Here is a 16,943-nt window from a genome sequence, read left to right as displayed (position 1 = left end):
ATCACTCCTCGTACGATGACAGCGATGAACACGCGCCGCATTTGCCGCATCCCGCCTTGATATCGCTCGAACGCATCGCGGCGGCGTTGAGCATGCCACCGAGCGGCTGCAGGACCGACTTCATGAATTCAGGAGTGGGCGCCGGATGATCTTCGAGCGGTGTGCCGCTGATCGGCACGAACGGCACCACGAACGGATAGACGCCGAGTTCGATCAGTTCACGCGACACGGTCAGAATCGCTTCGGCACTATCGCCGAGACCGGCGAGTATGTACGTGCTGACCTGGCCGCGCCCGAATACGGCAACCGCGGCCTTGAACGCCTCCATGTAACGCGACATCGGCACGCCCGCTTTGCCCGGCATGATGCGTTTGCGCAATGCGGGCGCCACCACTTCGAGATGCATGCCGAGCGTATCGATGCCGCTCGCCTTCATGCGCGTGAACCAGCGATCGTCGTCAGGCGGCTCACATTGCGCCTGAATCGGCAGATCCACCGCCGCCTTGATGGCGAACGCGCTCTCGCACAGAATCCGCGCGCCACGATCAGGCGTGGGCGGCGTGCCGGTGGTCAGCACCATGTGCTTGACGCCGTCGAGCAACACCGCTGCACGCGCCACTTCGGCCAATTGTTCCGGCGTTTTGCGGGCGATCGTGCGGCCTGCCGCGAGCGACTGCCCGATTGCGCAGAACTTGCAACTCTTGTGACGGCTCTCGTAGCGGATGCAGGTTTGTAGCACCGTCGTGGCCAGCACGTCCGCACTATGCAAGGTGGCGATGTGCGAGTACGGCACACCGTCGAGCGTTTGCATGCCGTAAAAACGCGGTGCTTTCGGAAAGCTGATATTGGCAATCGGAATCATGCCCCGCAACAACGCGCTCGAGCCGTTCGCGTCCGGCGTCTGCGCGACGAACGGCGAGTGCCATGCGGTGCTCGTATGCACCGGCACCATGATCGTCACGCCGTCCACCGTTACGGCCTTGTGGTCCGATGGGCCTGCGCCGCCGCGCCGGCTCGCGGCGCCCGCATCCGGAGACACGAGCCGCAAACCGGCCGACTGCAATTCAGTCATCAATTGCCGGCTCGCTGCCGACAGTGTCTCGCTGGAGTTCATCGCGCCATCCCTCGTCTGAATCAAAACCAGTACTCGAAGCACTGGACCACACCGCCATCGGTGCGACGGTTTCCGCCGGCCGCCGGTTGATCGCAAGGCTGAGCAATTCAGGCCGCGCGTAATGGCCGACCGAATCCATCATGCGTTTGCGTTTGGTGATCAACGTCATGTCGAGATCGGCGATTACCATGCCCTCACCTTCACGCAGCGGCTGGGCCAGATGTTGCCCATCGGGCGACACGATCGCGGTATTGCAGCCGCCGCGCAGCGCTTTCTGCAGATTCGTATCCGGCGTGACCGACGCGATCTGCGCTTCGGTAAGCCAGCCCGTTGCATTGACCACAAAGCAGCCCGACTCCAGCGCGTGATGCCGGATGGTCACCTCGATCTGATCGGCGAAGATCGGCCCCACCAGCGAACCGGGAAACTGGCTGCAATGAATCTCTTCATGCTGCGTCATCAATGCGTAGCGCGCGAGGGGGTTATAGTGCTCCCAGCAAGCGAGCGCACCGACACGCGCCACGGCCGTTTGAGCGACTTTTAAACCCGCCGCGTCGCCCTGGCCCCAGATCATCCGTTCGTGAAACGTCGGCGTGATCTTGCGGCGCTTGAGCACCAGTTGGCCGTCCGCGTCGAAGATCAGTTGCGTGTTGTAGAGGCTGCCGTGGTCGCGCTCGTTGACGCCTAGCACCACCACCATCCTATGCAAACGCGCCCGCTCAGCCACCGCTTGCGTCACCGGGCCCGGCACGATCACGGCTTCCTCATAGAGCTTCATGTGATCGGCGCCGGATGCAACCGGCGGCCGCACGAAAGAAAAGTACGGGTAGTACGGCACGAAGGTTTCCGGGAACACGATCAGTTGCACGCCTTCGCGTGCGGCCTTCTCGATGGCCTCGCATACCTTCTCGAGGGTGCCGCCGCTCCGTTCGAAGTCCGGTGCGATCTGGACTGCGGCGGAACGCACGATGCGCTTGTCGGACATAGTGGTCACCCGCCTCTCGTCAAACCGTCCACGTGTGGATGATCAGCGCGTTGTCCTTGCGATGAAGCAGCTGGATATCGAGCACGTCGAGCGGACTGACCGGGCGGATGCCTTCGATCAGCGACGCTTCGCCGTGTCCATACAAGGCTTGCAGTGCGAAGCGGCAGGCGTACACCTTGCCGCCCTCTTCCATGAATTTCATCAGTTGCTTGTTGAAGTTCAGGTGACCGGGGAACGCTTCGTCGCCGAGGGTTGGAAAGCCGCGTTGCAGACCGAGCGTGACGCCCGGTCCATACAGCAGTACTGACGTCTCGAAACCCTTGCGTTGCAGACGGGTGGCCTGAAGCAAGTTGACGAAACCGATCGAGCCTTCGAACGCAACCGTGTGAAACGTGACGAGCGCCTTCTCGCCCGGTTCCGCTTTTACGTCTTCGAAGACTTTCTCTTCGTAGTCGACAAGGTAATCGCCTTTCTGATGCAGCGGTTTGTTGACGGCTGGCATGACACTCTCCGATCAGGTTTGCTAAGTAAAAGATGACGCGCGTTCAATCTGTGCGCGCTTCTCCTAATGCAACGCCCGTGCCATTGATCGGCCACACAAATGCGATCAATCAGCAATCAATTCCGGCTCGATTCGACATGCGACTCGAAAATTCTTTTGGCGCGAAGGTTGCATGCAGCCGGGGCGTCACGAGCATTCGCACTCAGCGCCGCGATATCGCACCAGCAGGGTGCGGTTTGCCGGCAAAGACGTGTCGGCGTGGTGCACTCATTCACCACTGGCGATCAATCCGATCATTGAGTGCCTCAGCATCCGATCAACTTTAATGACCTTCACCCAAAGCCCAAGGCGATGAGCAGCCCGACACACCACTGGATCAAACGTCTCGCCGATATCCGCAAACCGGCCTACCTCGCGATTCCCGAACTGATTGAAGAAGATCTCGCCACCGGCCGTCTGCGTCCGCGCGACCGCCTGCCTGGGCTGCGCGATCTCGCCCGGGAACTCGCACTGAACTACACAACGGTGGCACGCGCGTATGCGGAAGCGCGAAAGCGCGGTTTGCTCGATTCGCGCGCCGGCAGCGGCACCTTCGTGCGCGGCCGCACCGCGACCTTGCCGCTGGCCGGCGGCACCAGCATCGAGATGTCGATGAACACGCCACCCGAGCCGCCCGATTACGCCGCGCATTTGCGCGACTCGGCCGCGCGCCTGATGACCGGCTGCGATCCTTACCAGTTACTCCGTTATCAGGACTTCGGCGGTTCCGCCGCCGACAAGGACGCGGGCGCCGAATGGCTGAAGCGGCGCGTGCCGCATTGCGACGCGCAGAACGTGCTGGTGTGCCCTGGCATTCATAGCGCGCTGGTGGCGCTCGTCTCGCAGTTGGCACGGCCCGGCGGCACGATCTGCCTCGACACGCTCGCCTACCCCGGCATCAAGGCGATCGCCGCGCAACTCGGCGTGCGTCTGCAAGCTCTGCCGCGCGACGACGAAGGTCCGCTCGCTCACGCATTCGAAGCGCTCTGCAAGACCGACAAGCCGAGCGCGTTCTATTGCAATCCGACGCTGCAGAACCCGAGCACGCTGACGCTCACGCACAAACGGCGCGAGGCCCTCGCAGACGTTGCGTTGCGCTACAACGTCCCGATCATCGAAGACGACGCCTACGCGATGCTGCCGCAGAATGCGCCCGATGCGCTCGCGAGCTTCGCACCCGAACTGACCTACTACGTGACGGGTTTATCGAAGAGCCTCGGCGCCGGTTTGCGGGTCGCGCATCTGCACGCACCGACTGCAAGGCAAACACAGCGCCTCGCTGGCGCATTGCGCGCGACCACGGTGATGGCGAGTCCGTTCACGGTCATGCTCGCGACGCAATGGATCGTCGACGGCACCGCGCTCGACATGCTCAACGCGATTCGCAATGAATCGCGCGCGCGCCAGGCGATTGCCTCGCGCATGCTCGAAGCGTGGCCTTACGAAGCGCATCCGGATGGTTTTCATTTGTGGTTACCGGTGCCGGTCGAAAGTGGCTGGAGTGCATCGGAACTCGCGTTGCAACTGCGCAATCAGGGCATCGCCGCGGTTGCAGGCGCGGCGTTTTCCACCGACGGCAATCCGCCGAACGCCATGCGTGTGTGTCTCGGCGGCTCGAAGACGCGCGACGAATGCGAAGAGGCGCTGTGCATCGTGGGCGAGACACTCGACCATCCGCATCATCTGCATTCTCCAGTGATGTGAAATCGTCCGCCTGCTTCGGCATAGATGCGTTGCGCCGACCATTATTGTCATATGAATACGGTGCACAGCAAGGCATCGAGTCTGGTGCAAAGCGTGAGTTTCTTCCGGATCGGCACGGCGGCGTTCTAAGACCCGAAATCGAGCCCGCCGATCAATACCACCGGCTCAGCCTGTGTGTGCGAGAGAAAATCCAGTTCGCGCACATGGCGCCAGGCTTCGAGCTTGCGCGGCAGCGCAGCCAGATAGCCGGCGAAGCGCGTCGGCCCTTCCGCGCCCATCAACTGTTCGATCTCGTCGTTATCCCAGGTCAGAAACAGATTCAAGGGATGCGGGTAGTGGCTGAGGCCCTCGATCGGTGCTGCGTGAATTCGCACGCGTGTGGGACGCCCATGTCCGCCGTAAGGCAGTACTTCGGTATGCACAGTGGTGGCAAAACATGCGGCGATCGCCTCGGCGATGCGAGGCGCAAACTGTTCATCGAAACGGACGGCACTCTCTGGACGCATCTATGTCTCCGACGTTCTTCACAACGAGCGAAGTATCGTAGCATGCGGGTGGGCCTCGGCCCTGTTACTCGCCTGTCGCATGTTTGCTGCGTAGCTGTGGCGTCCTTGTTGTCTATGGCGTTGGCCTTTCCTTGATTTCTTATTGGTTTATTAGCGTTGCCCCTGTGCGGGGCGGCACTTACTTCTCTTTGCCGCCGCGTAACTATTCAGCGGTTGTAAACTGGAACCAGGCCATGCATAGTGAAGGACATGACGAAGATGCCCGACATCAAGGATCTGACGCCTGAACAGAAGGACGCACTGATCGTCGATCTTGTGAGGCGTCTGAACGAGCTTGAGGCGAAGCTTGAGAAGGACAGTCATAACTCCAGCAAGCCACCATCAAGCGACGGCCCGAAGCGCAAACCGAAGTCGTTGCGCGGCGTAAGCGGTGCACGCCCGGGAGCGCAGCCCGGTCATAAAGGCAAGACGCTAAAACGCGTGGCGCAACCCGATCACATTGAGATTCACCCGGTGGCGCGGGTGTGCGATGCATGCGGGGCACGGCTTGATTCCACACGGATCACCGTGGTGACTGAAGGACGTCAGGTGATCGATTTGCCGCCCACGCGTTTTGAGGTGACCGAACATCGCGTGCAGATCGCACAGTGTCGCTGCGGCAAACGTCATTCGGGCGTGTTTCCCGAAGGCGTAAGCCAGGCGGTGCAGTACGGTGCCCAGGTGCGCGCCGCGGCAGTCTATCTGACGCAGTACCAGCAACTGCCAGTGGGACGCACCGCTCAGGCGCTGACGGATCTGTTCGGTCTGCGTGTGAGTACCGGCACCGTGCAGCACAGCATTGATCAGGCAGCACATCTGCTGGCGCCCGCAGTTGAACAGATCAGCCAGGCACTGCATAAGCAGCCGGTCGTGCATTTCGATGAGAGCAGCATGCGCGTGGGACGTACGCCCCACTGGCTGCATACCGCGTCAACGCGCACGCTGAGCTGGTACGGTGCGCACCACAAGCGCGGTCGCGAGGCACTCGACAGTTTCGGCATTCTGCCTGGCTTCACGGGCATCGCGGTACATGACGGCTGGCGACCGTATGCCTACTATGACTGCGACCATGCGCTATGCAATGCCCACCATCTGCGCGAGTTGGTGTTTGTGCTGGAGTCCACCGGGCAGGCGTGGGCCCAGCAGATGATTGATCTGCTGTGTCAGGCCAAACGCGAGAGTGAGCTCAGTCTGGCCTGCGGCAACACGGCACTGAGTCGATCGCGCCAGCGCTATTACGCCAGGCGAAGTCGGGCGCTGATTGCTCTGGGAGACAGGCTTAATCCCCAGCAGGCGCGCGAGTCCAGGCGCAAGGAGCGGCGCGGCAAGATCAGGCAGAGCTTTGCCTACAATCTGCTGCGCCGCCTGCACACACAGACGCGCCAGGTATGGCGTTTTATTGCAGATCACCGTGTGCCGTTCGACAACAATCTGGCCGAGCGCGATATCCGCATGCCCAAACTCAAGCAGAAAATATCAGGGTGTTTCCGCTCTGTCTGCGGCATGGAGGCGTTCTGCACAATCCGCTCCTATCTCGCCACTTTGCGTAAGCAGAACCGCTCGCTGATCGATGCGCTGGCCTTGAGCTTTGCCGGTTTGGTCGTTTCGCCCCTGCCGGCCGCTGAATAGTTACGCCGCCGCAAAGAGAAGTAAGCAAGAGAAAGCGGCTCACACCGCTAATTTTTAAGCGGGTCCCTCGCGCAGCCACGGTAGTGGTGCATCTGGAATCCGTGCCCTCGCACATTCAGCCGTGGTGACAAAGGGCTCATCAGCGCCCACTCCACACTGCGTGCGTCGTGGATGGGTATGCCACGGAAACCTGCGGGGTGCGTGGGCGGGTGCGTAATTCTCCGCTTGCCCTCCCTTTTCTAGCTCGCCTCAATTAATCGAGTTTGCCGTACACCGTCTCGCCCTCGAACAACGTCATCGTCGTCGCCACCTCCGCTATCCGATGTGGCGCCACCTCGCGTACGTCGTCACTCAGTACCGCGAGCGATGCCGGACGGCCCACGCTCAGTTGGCCCGCCTGGTCGTCGAAACGCAAGCTGTACGCGGAATTGTGCGTGTACGCCTGCATCATCGTTGCGAGATCGACGCTTTGCTCGGGAAGGAACGGCGTGTCGTCGATATCGCCAGGCCTCGCACGGCGCAACGCGGTTTCTATTGCCACCAGCGGGTTTTGTGTCGATACCGGCCAGTCGGAACCGCCCGATAACATCGCACCATTGCGCTGCAAATCGCCAAACGCATAGTGGCGGCTCATTCGCCGTTCTCCCAGCAATTGCGTGTACAGATCCTGCAGATCCGGTGCGACACTGCCCCAGACGGCCTGAATCGATGCGATGGCACCGGTCTCGGCGAAACGCGGTACGTCCTGTGAGTCGATCAGTTGTACGTGCGCCAGTTGCGCTCGGCGGTCGCGGCGGCCGCGTTCGTGGTTCAGCGCCTCAAGTGCGTCCAATGCCATTCGTACCGCGCGGTCGCCGATCGTGTGGAAATGTAGATCGAAGCCGGCAGCGTCAGCGGCAAATACAGCCTCGCGCAGTTGCGCGGGATCCCAATGCGCAGCGCCGTTATGGTCGGCGTCTTCGTAGTTGTCCAGCAATGCGCCTGTGTGGCTTTCGAGCACGCCGTCGATAAAGATCTTGGCCGTGTGCAAACGTACGCGGCCGCCGTCGTACTGATGGCGCCAGTCGATCAGCTTGGCAATCTGCGGCGCCAGCGACATATTCGGCGACACCAGCAACCCCAGGCTCACGTTCGCCTTCAATTCGCCATTGTCCCGTGCACGCACGTAGGCATCAACAAGGCGTTGCCCCACCATCGCTTCGAACCACCCCGTAATGCCGTTTTCGTGGGCCTGGCGTTGCGCCTTCTGCAACGCCAGCGCGGATTCGTCTGCGCCCATTTGCGGGAGATGGCGAAACAGCCCATACAGCGCGGCTTCATGCACGACACCCGTGGGTTCGCCGTGCTCGTCGCGTTCGTAAATGCCACCTTCGGGGTCCAGGGTCGTTGCGCTCACGCCGAGGGCGCGTAATGCGGCTGTGTTCAGGCAGCCGGAATGCACGTCGTGGCCAATCAGCAGCAACGGACGGTCACGCACCATCGTGTCTAACGCCGCGCGGTTGAGCCGCTCGCCGAGCGCTTCGAGTGCAACGTTGCCCGCCATCACCCAGCTTCGCTGCGGATGCAGAGCGGCGCATTCGCGGACCTGATGGCCAATTGCGTCGAATGAATGCGCGTCGCCGAGATCGCCGTCACACGTCAGCTGGAATCCTTCGACAGGATGCGCGTGCGAATCCGTAAAGCCCGGCGCGATCATGCGCCCACGCAAATCGATTTGCTCTGCCTGGTGAAGCGCCTCCGGCAAACCCGCGCGACGGCCGACGTATGCGATCAAACCGTCGCGCACGGCAAGACATTCTGCAAAGGCCGGCGTCGGGCCACCGGTGTAGATCGCACCGTTGACGAAGGTGCAGTTGCGGTAGCGCAGCGCGTCGCGTGCGGCATCGTGTGAGAAGTTAGCCATGATAGTCGTCAGAATGAATAGATGAATTGGGTCGCCAGAATGTCGTTGGCACGTGAATAGGTACCGTCGTTCATCAGGAACACCGGATGGTTGGCCTGGTCGTGCCGGTACTCGAACTTGAGCGTGATCTGTTGGGTCGGAAAAAACAGCAGGTCGGCCGTGATGTCGTAGTGCGTCGCGCCTTTGCACTCAGTGCCATTGCGCGTCGAGGCGGAGAAGCACGCAGGGTCGATGCCGAAGCCGCTCGTCGCATTCACCGAAGGATTACCGCCCGAGAGTCCATACAGAATGTTTGGCGCGCCGCCGCCATTGGCCGTGTCGTTCAGGTAGTCGAAGCGCAGCGTCGCGCCCATATGGCCGAGCCACGTGGAAGTCCACTTCTTGTGGCCCTGCAATGAAATGCCGTACCAGCGCGCGGTGCCGCCGTCGTAAGCGCCCTTCTGCTGTTCGCCGTAGTCGAGTTGCGCGTTCAGTTGCAGCTTGTCGCGCGTGTAAGTCAAATCGGTTTCGACGTAGCGCATCATGCCGAAGGGCGTCGATGCGTTGCATTGGTAACCATAGCCGCCCGGATTCGCGCACGGCGAGAACAGTGTCGAGCGGCCGAACATGCCGGCCACGCCAATGTCGAGCGCGGTCGACAATGCATCGTCGAAGCGCGCAGAGAGCGACGGCACCCAGTTGCTCTGCGAGGTGTTGTTGGGACCTTTGACGATCGCCCCCGCGGTGCGCAACTGTTCGTTCGCGATGTACACCTGCCAGAAATGCGTGAAGATCGCGTTGTTCCCCTTCAGGCCGATGCCAACCATGCCCGCCGGTTCGCTGAAGTCGTACAGCAGGTTGTGCGTCAGGGTCAGCATCTGATTCGACGGCAGTGGCTCATAGCCGATCGGGCTTTGCAACAGACCCGCCGTGAAAGTGGTCAGCGAGTTCAGCGGCACCGTCACATCGGCCTGCGTCAGAATGTTGTTGCCGACACTGCCGTGCCCGCTGCTCAAGGTCGAACCCACGCCGCGATTGGGCTGGATCACGATCTCCGCCGCCGGCGCGAGCGGCCCGACACCGAAGGTCTTCTTGATGTCGAGATAGACATCGCCGATCTGACTTTCGAAGTAGTCGTAGACGCCCGGGTCATGATTCAGGAACTGGAAGCCACCTGAACGCTGCGCGCGGTTGTACAGGTAAAGCGGGTCGATATAGCCAGTCACGCTCAGGCCGGCGAGCGGGCCGGTGGTGGCCGCATCTTCAAGCGAGTCCGTTTTCAGCGTGAGATTGTTGACCTGCTCATGCATCGACTGAAAATCACGCGCCAATGCTGCGGAGTCCTGTGCCGAAGCAAAAGCAGAAGCGGAAACAGAAGCAGAAGCAGCGGCTGTGGCAGACACCGGTGCAGATGCGGCCGCGGCTATCTGCGGCGTTGCCTTAACCTTGGCCTGAGCCTGCAGGCTATGAATCTCCGCTTGCAGCGAAGTGATTTGCGCCTGCAATGCATCAAGTTGCGCGGCAACGGACGGATGTGCAGAAGCGTCCGTCTGTGCAGCAAGGGCAGTCAACTGGAACGCGAGCGTACTCACCAGAACAATGACTTTCAGTTTCATGATGGAAGATATCGAAGGGACGAGTTGATCCGCACCGCGTCGCGAGACGCGGCGGCAGAAAGCGTGCTTGTTGTATGAGCGTGGGGTTGCGGGACTCAGTTACGTTCCAAACGCACTGCTGTCGTCAGGTTGTGCAGCGTCGTCGTAACCCGTTCAGGCCGCTAGTCCGTCTTGTACTGTTGCCACAGGCGTGTCACGAGCCGGTTGATCTCGGTCGGTAAGGGCTTGACCGCGAACAGCTTGTTGAAGTCGGCCGGTGGCGGGAAAACCGCCGGATCGGCCAGCACTTCCGCATGCACCAGTTTCGACGCGCTCGCGACCCCGGTGGGATAAGAGGTGTCGTTAGTCAGGTTCGCACTTTCCTTCTCGGACAGCACAAAGTTGATCCACTTCAGCGCGGCATCGGGATGCGGCGCATCTTTCGGCACGGCCATCACGTCGAACCAGATCGGGCCGCCTTCGTTCGGCAGAATGTATTTGATGTGATAGGAGCGATGCGCATCCAGCGCGGAGCGTCGCGCGGTATTCACGTCGCCCGACCAGCCGAGCGCGAGACAGATATCGCCGTTCGCCAGGTCGCCGATATAGCTGCCGGTGCTGAACTGCGCGATATACGGCCGAATACCCTTCAACACGCTCATCGCGTCCTGGTAATCCTTGGGATTAGCGCTATTCGGATCACGCTTCATATACAGCAGCACACTGCCGAATACATCGCGTGGCGAATCGATCAGTGAAATGCCGCAGCTTTTCAGCTTCGCCGCGTTCCTGGGATCGAACAGCAGATCGAGGCCGTCGAGCTTTGCATCCTTGCCAAGCGCAGCCTGCACCTTCTCTACGTTGATCCCGAAACCGTCCGTCCCCCAACTCCAGGGCACGCCGTATTGATGCCCGGGGTCGTCGGCGGCGAGCAGCGCCATCAGTTTGGGGTCCAGCAGTGCGTAATTCGGCAGCCTGGTTTTGTCGAGCGGCTGATAGATGCCGGCGGCCAACTGCTTCGCCCAGAAGGCGTCAGACGGCACTACCACGTCGTAGCCGGAGCTGCCGGAGAGCAATTTGGCTTGTAAGGTCTCGTTGCTGTCGAACTCTTGATACACCACGTGGATACCGGTCGCCTTCTCGAAGTTGGCGACTGTATCCTTACCGATCGAATTGCCCCAGTTGTAGACGTTCACGACCACCGGGTCCGCATGCGCCGCTGCGGTCAGCAAACATACCGATAGTGCCCGCATCGGCCGCGCCAGTCTCTTACTCCACCCGCTGATTTCCATCCTCGACCTCCATCCCCGGTTCATGATGATGCAACGATGGGCAGAGTCTAGGGAGACGAAATTACGCCGTCTGTCCCGACTGAGGGGGGACACGCAGGATATAAACGTGCAACTTTGGGGTTCTCGGCGTTCAGGCGCTTGCACCCGGTTGGTGGAGGGGTAAGCCGCAGTGGGCGCGCCGATTTTTTCGTGTTATCAGTGTCAACTTGCCGCGATGCTCCGCTGAAAATATAAGGTCATGACCGCTTCCCCCTCCTCCATACCACTGTCTGTCGGACAATTGGCCGCGCTGTCGAACGCCTTGGGTCCAGTGGTCGATTCTGCCGGTTCGTCGCGCTTTCTGGGGCAACTGTTCGATTGCGTGAGGCAATTTGTCGATTGCGATTCGTTGCATCTGCAACGGGCGCGCGTTACGTCGCAGGAAACACGCGCCCGGCGCATCGAGTGGATCGGCAGCTATGCGCCTGACCACGAAAACCTGCAGCGGACCATGGAAACGTACTTTGGCAGTTTCGCCGACCGCGACCCACTCAACGACCGCGTTTCCGATGCCCGGCAGGCCGAATTGATTCACCGGTCGGCACAGACGATCGAAGACACCGAGCTGCGCTGTCTGATCTACGACGTTGCGAATATTCACGACGAGTGCATCGTGGTGCGGCCGTCCAACGGCATCGCCTATTCGCTGTCCACCTGCCGCGCACGGCGTTTGCCGGCGTTCTCGCTCTATGAGTTGAGCGTGCTCAAGCATCTCGGCCAGGTACTGTTGCCGCTGGCAGAGTTGCATACACGCATGGTCGGCGTGCCGCTCGACGACAACATCAAAAGGATCGCGCCTGCGGATGCACTCCAGGCATATCTGACACGCCGCTCGATACTGCTCTCGTCGCGGGAGACCAGCGTGTGTTCGTCCTTCGTCAAGGGCATGACGACACTGTCGATAGCAGAGGCAATAGGCGTAAAGGAGTCCACAGTCGAAACTTACGCAAAGCGCGCCTTCGCGAAGCTCGGCGTGAATTCGCGACGCGGCTTGTTGTCCGCGGTGCACGGAGTGGGAGCAGATGAGCGCCTTGTCACGAACGCGGAATGTGCGAAAGCACAGATTCCAGATGCACCACTACCGTAACTGTGCGAAGGCCCCGCTTATGAGCTAGCGGTGTCAGCCGCTTTCTTTTGCCTATCTTTTCTTTGCGGCCGGCAAAGAAAAGTAGGTGCCGCCCCGCACAGGGGCAACACTAATAAACCAATAACAAAACAAGCAAAGGCCAACGCCGCAGGCACACACGTACGAGGTAACCATCACGACATGGTCAGACAGAGCGTCCCTCGACGTCTGCACAAGGCACAGCAACAGGCCTCCCCAACGCCGCCCTGAGCTTGTCGCGATCCAATTCCTTTTCCCACGCGGCAATCACGATCGACGCCACACCGTTACCGATCGTATTGGTCAGTGCGCGACACTCGGACATGAAACGGTCGATGCCGAGAATCAGTACCATCGCCGTCACCGGCACGGTTGGCACGACCGAAAGACTCGCGGCCAGCGTGATAAAACCTGCCCCTGTGACGCCGGTCGAACCCTTCGACGTCAGCATCGTCACCGCGAGCAACGTGATCTCCTGAGCGATGGTCAAATGGGTATTAGTGGCCTGGGCGAGAAATAACACCGCAAGCGTCATATAGATATTGGTGCCGTCGAGATTGAACGAATAGCCGGTCGGCACGACTAGTCCAACGATCCCACGAGAGCAACCGAGCCGTTCAAGTTTTTCCATCAATTGCGGCAACGCCGCTTCGGATGTCGACGTGCCAAGCACGATCAGTAGTTCATCCTTGATGTACACGACGAAACGCCACAGGCTGAAACCGCATGCTCGCGCAATCAGGCCGAGGCCGCACGAGACGAACAGGAACGCGGTGAGATAGAACGTGCCGATCAGTTTCATCATCGGCAGCAAGGAGACGATGCCATATTTTCCGATCGTAAATGCGATGGCGCCAAACGCGCCGATTGGCGCGAGGCTCGTAATCATGCGCACGATCCGGAAGAACGTTTTCGACAGCAGTTCGATCAGGCTGATGACTGGTCTGGCGGGTTCGCCCATGACCGCGAGCGCCGTGCCGAACAGCATGGCGATCAGCAGCACCGGCAGAATATCGCCCTGCGTGAACGCACCGACGAACGTCTCCGGGATGATGTGCATGAAGAAACCCGCGAGCCCCTCGCCGTGCGCGGCTTGCGCGGTGTAACTGGACACTGCGCCGGCGTCGAGTGTGGCGGGATCGACGTTAAAGCCCGCGCCTGGTTTCAGCACGTGCGCGGCCAGCAAGCCGATGGCGAGCGCGAGTGTCGACACCACTTCGAAATACAACAGCGCTTTACCGCCCACGCGGCCAACCTTGCGCATATCGTGCATGCTGGCGATGCCGGTCACGACGGTACAGAAGATCACCGGGCTGATGATCATGCGCACAAGTTTGATGAATGCATCGCCAAGCGGTTTCATCGCCACCGCATCCGCAGGCAGGAAATGGCCCACCAGCACACCGATAACGATCGCCACGACCACCTGCACGTACAGCACCTTATAGAGCGGTTTGCGCTTCATGTCTCCTCCGTTTTTTAAAGGCAAAGCGCGTCCCTTCCCTTCTGGCGGGGAATCCGTCACGCGCGTTCCGGTTGAATGGCGGCACAAAGGCCGCCAGGGGATTTACAGCACGGCGGCCCAACTATGCCGCTCAAAATGGGCTCGCTCGAACGCTTCAATGTTGTGCAACGAAGCGAGCGTGAGATCGACGGTGTCCATGCCTTCGATCACCATCTGTTTGTGACGTGCGCCGAGAGGGAATTTGAACACGTGACTATTGGCGTCCGTCACCGTTTGCAGTTCGATGTCGATATGCAACCGCGCAGCTGGTTGTGTCGCGGCGTCATGCAACAGGACATTGACTGCGTCGCGTTCCAGTTGCACTAGCAGCAAGCGGTTATTCATCGCGTTTGAATAAAAAATCTCCGCAAAACTCGGCGCGATCACTGCGTCGAAGCCGAATTGCTGAAGCCCCCACACCGCATGCTCGCGACTCGACCCGCAACCGAAATTCGAACCACCAATCAGGATGCGCGCACCGCGATACGCCGCCTGATTCAGCACACAATCTGAGCGCAGCTCGCCTTCTGCGTCGACACGCAAGTCGTATAGCAAGCCCTCGCTCAGGCCGGCCTTGTCGATGATGCGAAGAAACTGCTTCGGCATGATCTGATCGGTGTCGAGATTTTCAATCGGCAGCGGCGCGGCAATCCCATCGATTTCAGTGAGTCTGGTTAGCATGATTGAGTCTCCAGCGTGCGGACGTCGGTGATGCGCCCGGTTAGTGCGGCAGCCGCAGCCATCGCGGGGCTCATCAGATGGGTGCGGCCACCGCGCCCCTGACGTCCTTCGAAGTTGCGGTTGGTCGTGGATGCGCAGCGCTCGCCTACCGCAAGAAAATCGTCGTTCATCGCGAGACACATTGAACAGCCCGGCTCACGCCATTCGAAACCGGCGTCGCGCAGTATCGTCGCGATGCCCTCAGCCTCGGCCTGGCGGCGCACACTGCCCGAGCCCGGCACGACCATCGCGCGCACGCCGTGCGCGACGTGGCGTCCGCGGACGATCGCAGCGACCACGCGCAGATCTTCGATACGTCCATTAGTACACGAGCCGATGAACACGCGATCGATCGGCGTGCCCGCAATCGGCTGGTCCGCATCGAGACCGATATAGTCGAGCGCGCGCCGCAACGCTGCGGCGGCCTCCGGCGTCTTCTGCGCGGCTGCACTGGGAATGCGCTGATCGATTGCAATCGCCTGGTCGGGGCTCGTGCCCCACGTAACGAACGGCGCGATATCGTGTGCGTCGAAATGATGTTCGGCATCGAAGACCGCGTCGGCGTCCGACTTCAGTTCGCGCCAGTCATTCATTGCCGCGGCCCACGCGGCATCGTCGAGTGATGTTGCGTGCGCGCGGACGTAGTCGAACGTGGTTGCATCAGGCGCGATCAACGCCGCGCGCGCGCCGGCCTCGACGGTCATGTTGCATAAGGTCATGCGTGCTTCCGCGGACAACGATGCAATCGTCGAACCAGCGAACTCCACCGCATATCCGCGCGCACCCTGTGCTCCGATGCGGCTGATGATCCACAGGATCACATCTTTTGAGGATGTGCCGTACGGCAACGCCCCGTCGATCGTGATGCGCATGGTTTGCGCGACACGATAGACCAGCGTTTGCGTGGCAAGCACGTGCTCAACCTCCGAGGTGCCGATGCCGAATCCCAATGCGCCAAGCGCGCCATACGTGGTCGTGTGACTGTCGCCGCACAGCACGACCATGCCCGGACGAATCAGGCCGCGTTCGGGCGCGACGATATGTTCGATGCCTTGCAACGGATCGTTCGCCGCGTACAGTTCGATACCCGCCTGCTCGCAGTTACGCGCGAGATTATTCGCCTGCAACAACGAAGCGGCATCGCGAATCACACGCGGCGATTCCGCATGCGTTGGAATGATGTGGCTGACCACCGCCAGTTGCTGCCGCGGACGGCGCACGGGCCGCGCTTTCGCCGCGAGCGCACTGAACGCCTGTGGGCTGGTGTATTCGTTCATCAGATGCAGATCGACATACAGGAGCACGTTTTGCTCGTCGATGCGCGTAACAACGTGCGAATCGACGAGCTTCTGGTAAAGGGTTCGTTTTGACATGATGGGTCGACCGGCGGCTACGACTGCAGGAACGGCAGGGCGCGTTCGAGTAACAACTCGGGCGCTTCCTCGGGAATGTAATGGCCGCACGGCAATGCCGCGCCGCTCACATGCGCCGACCACTGCCGCCACTCGGCGAGCGGCTCGAAGCATTGTTCGATCACGCCATGTGCGCCCCACAACGCCAGGAAATCGCACTCGATCTTCTGCCCTTCAGCGAGCGAGGTACGGTCGTGATCGAGGTCGATCGTGATGCTCGCGCGGTAGTCCTCGCACATGCCATGCGCAGTGGCGGGGTCTGACAGACAGCGCAAATACCCGGCGTACGCGGCTTCCGTGAACGGCGCCAGCCCGGCGCTGCGCGCGCCGATGGTCTGCTTCAGATAGAGATCGGGATCCGCACGGATCAGCGTTTCGGGAAACGGCGCGGGACGCACGAGGAAAAACCAGTGCCAGTAAGCGCGCGCAAACTCGAACGAAGTTTTCTCATACATGTCGAGTGTCGGCGCGACGTCCAGCGTGACCAGCTTCGTCACGGCTTGCGGATGATCGAGCGCCATGCGAGCAGCAACGCGTCCTCCGCGATCGTGGCCGATCACGGCAAATTGCGTGAACCCTTGTGCGCGCATTAACGCGACCTGATCCGCAGCCATGCGGCGTTTCGAATAGTTGCTGTGGTCGGGCGCGCCTTGCGGTTTGCCGCTGTCGCCGTAGCCACGCAGGTCCGCCGCAATGACGGTGAAGTGCTGCGCCAGCGCGGGCGCCACCTTATGCCAGATCGCATGGGTCTGCGGATGGCCGTGCAGCAGCAGTAAAGCCGGCCCATTGCCTGCGCGGATTGCGTGGATCTGGATGCCGTCGACGTGAATCGACGCGTCGGTGAAACCTGTAAACATCGTTGCCTCCCGTATCTGA

Annotated in this window: 14 protein-coding genes; 3 read left to right on the top strand and 11 right to left on the bottom strand. The window is 60.8% G+C overall.

The window, feature by feature from the left end; translation table 11 throughout:
• Position 1: 1 nt before the first annotated feature.
• From ACUN0E_RS26390 to ACUN0E_RS26380, 3 genes are read right to left on the bottom strand one after another with little or no spacing between them, the layout of a single operon-like run.
• Positions 2-1,072 carry an MSMEG_0568 family radical SAM protein gene (locus ACUN0E_RS26390; protein WP_445570521.1) on the bottom strand — a complete coding sequence of 357 codons (1,071 nt, stop codon included), beginning with the start codon at positions 1,070-1,072 and terminating at the stop codon, positions 2-4.
• Positions 1,065-2,099, bottom strand: coding sequence for a Nit6803 family nitrilase (locus tag ACUN0E_RS26385; RefSeq protein ID WP_445570520.1), 1,035 nt, complete (start codon positions 2,097-2,099; stop codon positions 1,065-1,067). Before ACUN0E_RS26385 ends, ACUN0E_RS26390 begins: the two co-directional genes overlap by 8 nt.
• Before the next feature lie 19 nt (positions 2,100-2,118).
• Positions 2,119-2,601, bottom strand: coding sequence for an MSMEG_0572/Sll0783 family nitrogen starvation response protein (locus ACUN0E_RS26380; RefSeq protein ID WP_408228843.1), 483 nt, complete (start codon positions 2,599-2,601; stop codon positions 2,119-2,121).
• Positions 2,602-2,952: 351 nt separating this feature from the next.
• Here ACUN0E_RS26380 and ACUN0E_RS26375 point away from each other — a divergent pair, with 351 nt between their 5' ends.
• Positions 2,953-4,344 (top strand): aminotransferase-like domain-containing protein, encoded by a 1,392-nt coding sequence (locus ACUN0E_RS26375; RefSeq protein WP_445568423.1) that lies wholly within the window; start codon positions 2,953-2,955, stop codon positions 4,342-4,344.
• Positions 4,345-4,469: 125 nt separating this feature from the next.
• Here ACUN0E_RS26375 and ACUN0E_RS26370 read toward each other — a convergent pair whose 3' ends face one another.
• On the bottom strand, positions 4,470-4,850 hold the full coding sequence (locus ACUN0E_RS26370) for a DUF5594 family protein (RefSeq protein ID WP_445568422.1): 381 nt from the start codon (positions 4,848-4,850) through the stop codon (positions 4,470-4,472).
• A 249-nt stretch (positions 4,851-5,099) separates the two neighbouring features.
• On the opposite strand from ACUN0E_RS26370, the gene tnpC reads away from it, so the two are divergent.
• Positions 5,100-6,518 carry an IS66 family transposase gene (gene tnpC, locus ACUN0E_RS26365; protein WP_445565280.1) on the top strand — a complete coding sequence of 473 codons (1,419 nt, stop codon included), beginning with the start codon at positions 5,100-5,102 and terminating at the stop codon, positions 6,516-6,518.
• A 253-nt stretch (positions 6,519-6,771) separates the two neighbouring features.
• On the opposite strand, the gene ACUN0E_RS26360 is transcribed toward tnpC, so the two are convergent.
• The 3 genes from ACUN0E_RS26360 to ACUN0E_RS26350 all read right to left on the bottom strand — a co-directional run bounded on the left by ACUN0E_RS26360 (position 6,772) and on the right by ACUN0E_RS26350 (position 11,248).
• The gene (locus tag ACUN0E_RS26360; RefSeq protein ID WP_445568421.1) at positions 6,772-8,421 is read right to left on the bottom strand and encodes an amidohydrolase; all 1,650 of its coding nucleotides are present in this window, start codon (positions 8,419-8,421) and stop codon (positions 6,772-6,774) included.
• Between the two features lie 8 nt (positions 8,422-8,429).
• Positions 8,430-10,016, bottom strand: a complete 1,587-nt coding sequence (locus ACUN0E_RS26355) for a DUF3138 family protein (RefSeq protein WP_408228831.1) — start codon at positions 10,014-10,016, stop codon at positions 8,430-8,432.
• Positions 10,017-10,177: 161 nt separating this feature from the next.
• The gene (locus ACUN0E_RS26350) at positions 10,178-11,248 is read right to left on the bottom strand and encodes an extracellular solute-binding protein (RefSeq protein ID WP_445568420.1); all 1,071 of its coding nucleotides are present in this window, start codon (positions 11,246-11,248) and stop codon (positions 10,178-10,180) included.
• Positions 11,249-11,525: 277 nt separating this feature from the next.
• On the opposite strand from ACUN0E_RS26350, the gene ACUN0E_RS26345 reads away from it, so the two are divergent.
• A complete protein-coding gene (locus tag ACUN0E_RS26345) occupies positions 11,526-12,413 on the top strand; it encodes a helix-turn-helix transcriptional regulator (protein ID WP_445568419.1) in 888 nt (295 codons plus the stop codon).
• A 184-nt stretch (positions 12,414-12,597) separates the two neighbouring features.
• Here the strand turns inward: ACUN0E_RS26345 and ACUN0E_RS26340 are convergent, their stop codons facing one another.
• The 4 genes from ACUN0E_RS26340 to ACUN0E_RS26325 form a co-directional block, all read right to left on the bottom strand.
• The gene (locus ACUN0E_RS26340; RefSeq protein ID WP_445568418.1) at positions 12,598-13,896 is read right to left on the bottom strand and encodes a dicarboxylate/amino acid:cation symporter; all 1,299 of its coding nucleotides are present in this window, start codon (positions 13,894-13,896) and stop codon (positions 12,598-12,600) included.
• Positions 13,897-13,998: 102 nt separating this feature from the next.
• Positions 13,999-14,616 carry a 3-isopropylmalate dehydratase small subunit gene (gene leuD / locus ACUN0E_RS26335; RefSeq protein WP_445568417.1) on the bottom strand — a complete coding sequence of 206 codons (618 nt, stop codon included), beginning with the start codon at positions 14,614-14,616 and terminating at the stop codon, positions 13,999-14,001.
• The gene (gene leuC, locus ACUN0E_RS26330; RefSeq protein ID WP_445568416.1) at positions 14,610-16,028 is read right to left on the bottom strand and encodes a 3-isopropylmalate dehydratase large subunit; all 1,419 of its coding nucleotides are present in this window, start codon (positions 16,026-16,028) and stop codon (positions 14,610-14,612) included. Before leuC ends, leuD begins: the two co-directional genes overlap by 7 nt.
• Positions 16,029-16,045: 17 nt before the next feature.
• Positions 16,046-16,924 (bottom strand): alpha/beta fold hydrolase, encoded by an 879-nt coding sequence (locus ACUN0E_RS26325; RefSeq protein WP_445568415.1) that lies wholly within the window; start codon positions 16,922-16,924, stop codon positions 16,046-16,048.
• Between the last annotated feature and the right edge of the window lie 19 nt (positions 16,925-16,943).

This window comes from Paraburkholderia sp. D1E, from assembly GCF_052682275.1.
Note: the sequence above shows the minus strand (reverse complement) of the source record. Positions and strands in the feature narration are given on the sequence as shown.